This window comes from Enterobacter sp. R-1.6.2 (assembly GCF_035064085.1).
GTDB classification, from domain to species: domain Bacteria; phylum Pseudomonadota; class Gammaproteobacteria; order Enterobacterales; family Enterobacteriaceae; genus Enterobacter; species Enterobacter asburiae_B.
In genome coordinates, this window is record NZ_JASEYI010000056.1 from 1 (window position 1) to 6,607 (window position 6,607).

The 6,607-nt window shown below is 55.9% G+C and carries 4 protein-coding genes and 1 pseudogene; all 5 read right to left on the reverse strand.

Annotation, left to right across the window (positions count from 1 at the left end; genetic code table 11):
- Positions 1-739 (reverse strand): DUF4225 domain-containing protein (locus tag QMN93_RS25160; RefSeq protein ID WP_323630740.1); only part of this gene is annotated, 739 nt, incomplete at its 3' end.
- 889 nt (positions 740-1,628) lie between these two features.
- Complete coding sequence (repA, locus tag QMN93_RS25165; protein ID WP_047345083.1) at positions 1,629-2,642, reverse strand: plasmid replication initiator RepA; 1,014 nt, start codon at positions 2,640-2,642, stop codon at positions 1,629-1,631.
- Between the two features lie 580 nt (positions 2,643-3,222).
- Positions 3,223-4,011 (reverse strand): DsbA family protein, encoded by a 789-nt coding sequence (locus QMN93_RS25170; protein ID WP_119312305.1) that lies wholly within the window; start codon positions 4,009-4,011, stop codon positions 3,223-3,225.
- Positions 4,012-4,743: 732 nt separating this feature from the next.
- Positions 4,744-5,781: pseudogene (locus QMN93_RS25175) on the reverse strand (AAA family ATPase); the annotation flags it as partial.
- A 469-nt stretch (positions 5,782-6,250) separates the two neighbouring features.
- Positions 6,251-6,448, reverse strand: coding sequence for a hypothetical protein (locus tag QMN93_RS25180; protein ID WP_323620200.1), 198 nt, complete (start codon positions 6,446-6,448; stop codon positions 6,251-6,253).
- Positions 6,449-6,607: the final 159 nt, after the last annotated feature.

Genomic DNA, 6,607 nt, shown 5'->3' on the forward strand with positions numbered 1-6,607 from the left:
CGCCGGATAGATTCAAGCAAGCCAACTTGTCGTCAAAATCGGTGTTGCAAAAACGGGAGTGACCATAGATTCCGTTTTCTGAGACGACCCCTTTCAGCCTCAGGCCATACGCGCCGTAGACTTCGCTGAAGAGTGTGACAGCCTTATACGTCCCCAGCCCCTGCTGCCGGCTGAAGCCCAGAAATTCAGCGATCTCCATCGAGCCGTCAGCGAATATTCCCTCCGTCTGCTTATCACCGAGGAGGTTGTGCGCGGCTTCCCGTGAAATCGTGTTAAAGCCATTTACGACAATCACCGCGCCGGCCACCACGCCCACCGGCGTCATTGAGGACATCATGACGATCCCACCAAAGATGGCCGCACCGGCCACCACGACGTCGACCGCTGAAATGATGTAGCCCACAATTTTATTCTCATCCCGGACAACCTTCACCTCGGCATAGAGTTTTGCATAGCCGGTTCTGAGCGATCGGGACTGCTCCAGCAGGCTGGTATTTTCAGCCCGTAAGGCCCGCAAACAGGCCATACAGTCATCATCCGTTTTCGCCCGGCGTGCGGCCTCAAACTGGGCCATGATGAATGCCCTGATCTCATCCACAAACTGAATCCGGATGAAACCATCCTGGAGATGCATAGCCGCCACCGTGTTGGCCGTATTCACCAGTTTCCGGGCCTCCAGGTTGATCATGGTTTCGGCCCAGGCACGGGGATTCTGGCCGGGTAAAAGCAACGTGTCCATTTTATCGCCTCGCTTATCTGTTTCTGAAAGCATATTCCCGAAACGAGTTTTGACAACAAAAAAAGGGCACGCTGCCCTGCAGAACTCACTGATGCCGCATCGCGGCATGGAGGCGCCAGCTGAAGCCAGACAGGGAGAGAAAGTCGACGGGCGCCGTGACCGGCGTAAGCCGCTGCGGTTTGAAAGGTTCTGCCTGTCCCATCCCTTACCCTGCAAAGCCATACCCGCGAACCGCCACGCCTGGTAGTGACGTGCGCGGTCGGAGTGAGCCCGTCGAGGCCAGAGGCCGTTGACGGGCTGTATCTCCGCGTTAGCGCCGTGAGGCGCTTACGAGCGTGTATAGCGGGCTTGTCGCGACGCTAACTGCAGCTGCTTTGATTTCTAGTTACAACATCCCTCTTAAAGCGAGGGTGTTCCGGCCCTTCGGGCCGGGGCGGCGTCGGTTTAGCAGGGGTCAGGTATTTATGCGGTGCCTGGTTCTGGCGAGAATGGGGCCCGGCGCCTGCGACGGGAGGTACTTTTGATTTCCTTCTGAGCGCGCGGCCGTGAGGCCGCTGCATGCGAAGGCATTTTACGTTATCCACAGAGTGGCCGAAGACAAAGATCCACTCTGGAATGTAATGAACAGAGAGATAAAAAACGTGAAGTAAGATTGTTTTGCGGAATGTCTTTTATTCATTTCCGGGTTACTTAACTTATTCGTTTGCGGATTTCTGTGAAAAAAAAAGAGACAGTGGCCATTACGGGCCATTACGACCGGCAGAACGTCATGGTGACCGGAAGAAGAAAGGAGTGAAGGATGAAAAATGAGCAGAATGGCCGAAAAAAACCAGCACGAAAAGCCCCGGTGAGGGGCCTGTAAACAGGAAGACTGCTGTGTCGTCTGTGACTAATCCGGTGGAGAAAGCGCCAGATCCAGCTGGTAAAGATGCTGGATGGCCAGCGCCTTCAGGCGCTCAGATGTGCACCAGTACGCTTCGTCAGGCGGCAGGGTGCGGTAAATCCATTCAGACATTGCATGGAGTCGTTCATCTGCCGGCAGCTTAATCAGGTTGTTGGCACGTTTACGCTCCGCGCCTTTTTTGCGCCGGTAAACGAGTGCCTCCTGACGCTTACGGCCAGACCAGCATTTCCGCGCAGAGTGGGCCTGAACATCATCATGTTCGCTCATCACCCCTTCCCGGATCAGCTGCTCACGCTCGGCGCTCTGACGGAGCTTCTTCTCCTGCTCTTTAAACAGCTTGTCCATATCGACGCCCAGCATCTGGAATCCCACAGGGGTGATATAGACATACGTTGGCAGCCAGGTGCGGGATTCACGATCCCAGGCGCGTTCTTCCGCGAGACCCAGAACACCAAACCGTACCTGTTCCTCAATAAGCCGTGAAAGGCGTGACACCGTCACCTCCGTTTCAGAAATGACATTGCCTTTTGCGTCCTTTGCACTGAGCTCTTTTGCAAGACGGGAGATACACATGCCGACGGTATGCTTGCCGGCATCACAGAAGCTGATGAGCACTGGCCAGAGCGCATCGAGCAGGCGCTGACGTTCCGGACGGAAGCCATATTTACGCCCCGCCTTACGGCGGCCGGCGACATAGAGAGGGTGACGAGAAACATGCATGCGCAGGCTGACCTGTCCGGTTTCTTTATCTTTTTTCACCAGGCGATTGTAGGCATGACCGAGCTGTCCGGAGAGCTTTTTATAATGCTCCGGGCGATACCAGGCCGGGTTCTCACACTTGGCTTTTGTGGAATGCTCACCGCGTTTGCGGCGGGTGAGTTTTTTGACTGGTGCAATGAGGAAATTACCCTGAGTGCCGGCATCGACATCCTGCCAGAAACGGGTTAGCTCATCTTTCGGTAGATCTGACCAGTGAACAGAAATCTGATTGTCATTCACGGCGGCCTGTTCTTATGGCGGCCGGGTGTTGTTTTCTATGGTGCATGCGTTATAATCCTTCACAGGCAACGCGCCTGCTTTTGGACCCCCTGATATCTGACTCTTCCGCCAAGTTGATGACAGATTTCGGGGGGTTTGTGCATTCAGGCTCCGGGAAATCCCGTTACCTGCTCCTGAACGTTTTACTGGACACGTCCTGTCCCTGTTTGTTTCCGGAAGTCCGCATTTCTTCCGTAAAACCATCTTCTGCCACCCGTCAGCCTCACCACAAAGCTGTCAAACCGTCAGTTTGAGTTAGGTCACAAAAGTAATCTGAATCAACAATCTGTCCCACCACAAGACGATCGCTGACGATCCGAATACTACCTTCTCGTCAGTAATTTTTCCAGATGTTAGACCAGATAACCGTCCATAGTTTGCATGCTAATTGTCCTTAAGGGACTATAACCGGCAGCGCTCGCCGCAGTATCAGGCCGGCAGGCCTGATCGAGGAAGCGCAGGAGAACGGAACGGGAAGATGGCATTTACGCGCGGAACATGAAAAACAGTCTCTGGCGGGAGACGTTCTTCGGACTGAGGATCATTTCACTTTGGTGGCTTTCCGGATTGCTGCCTGAAGTCTTTCAGCGGTTACGGCTTCCGGGAACACCGTGATGGTGTCGGGAGTCGCCCCGCTAACGGGCATGACGATGATCCCCGGCGTTCCGGTGAGTCCCAGTTCCTCTGCCAGGTTACTGTTTTTCTCAAGGGACGCGGTATGGTTGCCCGGCACAGAGGCGGCCAGCCCTGCCTTTGACGCTGCCGCGAGTATATCCTCTGCCGTCAGCTTGCCTTCATTATGGCCGGTGGCGTAAATGGCATTGTGATAGGTGACATAGGCCTGAGGCCCTTTCTGTTGCCAGACCGTCAACCCCTGCTGTGCAGCCTGAAGTGAAGCTTCCCAGCGACCACCAAATATTGGCCACTCCTTAAAGAGGTAGCGGACGTCCGGCTGCGCTTTCATGACCTTCTCCAGCTCCGGCGCGAAGCGGCTGCAGAACACGCACTGGTAATCAAAGAATTCAATCACCGCGACCTTTGCGTTATCAGGCCCGTAAGCCGGTGTGTCCGGATCATGCAGAAGGTTCGCCTGATTCTCCATTACGCTGAGTGCAAACATCTTCTGCTTACGTGCCTCCTGCTGTTCCTGCAGCTTATGACTGACCGTCACCAGAATCTCCGGGTGAGAAACCAGATAGTCGGCAGCGATTTCGCCGATACGTGCCTCCTGCTCCGGGCTGAATAATGGCTGAGGGGCTGAAGCGTGTGCCGTTGAAATAAAGCCAATGTATGTTGTAACTATAAATGCTGCTAATTTGTTTGCTTTCATTGTCTGATTCTCGTGGTTAAAAGTGAGATTAACGTTCTTTCTGAATGGTTCGGGTGAGTGTGCACCGTAGCCGGTAACGGCCCATCCGTAGTCGAGATGCTGCTGCGCCCGGACCTTCTCCGGATTGATGGTGACGCGACCGTTCTCCCCCTTCAGACGGATATTCCCCTCCTCGCTGACCGACTCCACCGTATAGCGCTGGTTGGCCATCTGCCCCTGTTCGCGATCGGTCGCCGTGAACTTAAGCAGATCGCCGGAACGGACTTCCATCTCGCTGCGGCGAAACAGCTGCACGTCACCGGTGATCAGCTCCTTCGGTGAAACCAGACCAATCTTCCCTTCCTCATCACGTACCGTCACCGTGCTGCCGTTACGGTCAACGGCCAGCACATCCTGGTAGCGATCGCCGCGTTTAACCACCATCCCGGCTTCCCAGGCCTCTGTTTTGTTGAACTCATGGCGGGTATGGGTGATTTTATCGAGCACGGGCACCTTAATGGCCTTCTCTCCAAGTTCCCCCCGCGCAGCAAGCACGGCATGAATGCCGGCATTTATCGCCTTACGGTCGGCGTTCAGCTGCGCAATGATGAGCGTGCGGGACCGGGCCTCCGGCGTCCGGTCCGTCCAGTCCTCCACGATATCGTTAACGGGCGCCTCCGTTTCCTGAATGGCACTCTCCGGGAGCGCGGCTGAAGCGCTACGCGCAACGCGGTCAGCCGTCTGGGTTTCAATACGCTGCAGGGCCGCATCGATCCGGTTATCAATGATGTCGTGAACGGCACCGCGCAGCTGCAGGTCTTTCTGACGGACGATTTGCTTCATGATGGCCACATCCATCGGGCTTCGCTCCTGCATCAGCTTAAACGGCGCGCCCACGTCGACCGCTTCAAACTGGTCGATATCCCCCATCGAGACTGCGCGACCGCCGCCGCTGGCAATGGCCTGGAACAGTGCCGCCGTATCCTGGTTGCCTGCCATTGAGGACTCATCGATAAGAAACACCTGGCCTTTATAGTCAGGCTTCCCGCCTGCGGCCGTCGCCTGGTCATGCTCAACGACAAAGGATTTGATTGTCTGCGCCCGTACACCGACGTCGCTCATCTCTTTCACTGCCTGGTGCGTAGGAGCAAGCCCCGTCATCACCGGGCGAACGTCCGCCGGTAAGGTCTCCAGTGCAGATATCACCGCCTTCAGCTGCGTGGTTTTCCCCACGCCGGCATAGCCCTGAATCCCGATAAACTGGTCCGTGGTACCCAGCACCAGGGTGGTCGCCTTTTTCTGGCCATCCGTCAGGCCGTTCAGCACGGCCTCCGGTACCTGTTCCAGCAACGGCTGCTGCGTGCCCTTTCCTTCCTCCACCACGCGCAGAATGGCTTTCTCCATCTCCCAGGTGGACCGGGAAACCAGTACCGGCTCTCCCCCTGCAGATACGGATAACAGCTCGCCGTTTTTGATCATCGCGCCAATTTCATTCCCGATGGCCTCAAGGTCGGGATGATATTTCTGCGCTTCCGTCGCGAGCTTCAGCTCGCTGATAACCACGGTGCGCTGGTCGTTAATGGCACGCCAGACGGCAAGTCCCGCGTCCGTCCGGACGCTGTCATGCAGTGAATCCACCGCCTGACTGACGTCCTGGTGTCCGCTCAGGTTTTTGACCAGCTGCACGGGAGAGGCATTTGTCTTCATGCGCTGCAACCGGGCTTCAGCCCGGTCCTGCACTTCGGCGGTGAACACTTCCGCACGGTGGCCACTCTGTGCCAGCGAGTTCATGGTCTGGGTCGATATGTCGCGGCTGTTCAGCGCGGCCAGCACCACGCCGGTGTCGTTATCCCGTCCGCCCGGCGCGGTCACGTAAGCATGTGACAGATAGAGCGGCTGGTCTTTTGGCAGCGTCAGGGTGTCTTCCCCCCGTTTATACCCTTTCGACTACGGCGGTAAAAATTAAGGCATAAAACAGTTTCAGGGTTAACAAATCCGTCCATTTTCGGGTTTCAGTATCCGCACTACAGTCTGTCAGTATCGCGAAAGCCTGGTTTCGGATAAGCGTCTTCAGTCTGATGGGCCTCATGCAATCTCCTCCCGGGGTTTCCTGGCCAGGGTCTGCCGGCAGACGTACAGCCCGGTAGTTGTGCAGGGTTTTTAGTAATGAAGAACGTGCCCTAATTGCAGACATAGACACTCCAGTGAAATGAATTACAGGGTTGTGATGGTGAACAATTAGAGGCTGTCAGAGGTTACTTCACCGAAAGGAAAGGTACGGTACCAGAGTCGCGGGGATCAACTCCGCATCCGGATAGAGGCGGCGCAGGGATTCCAGCGTTATCGCTTCACGCTGAGTCACCCACTGCCCTTCCAGCTTTGTTGCCCGGTCATAAACGGCGTTATGTGACGGAACGAAAAAGGCCATTGGTGCAGCGGCCGGGGTGTTAACGTTCATCTTCATGCTCCTGTCTGATGAGATTCCGTGCGGCGGCTGCCGCACGGGGTGAGCCGGATTTAAATGTCGATACCTGCGCGCTCGATCAGGCGCACAAACTGTTTGAAGTGGTCAGCTTCAGCCACATGGATATGGCGGAACTGTTTATCGACGCCGCTG

Coding starts and splice junctions, on each gene's coding strand:
- QMN93_RS25170 (WP_119312305.1), bottom strand. CDS start 4,011: ATGAAAGCAAACAAATTAGCAGCATTTATAGTTACAACATACATTGGC.
- QMN93_RS25180 (WP_323620200.1), bottom strand. CDS start 6,448: ATGAACGTTAACACCCCGGCCGCTGCACCAATGGCCTTTTTCGTTCCG.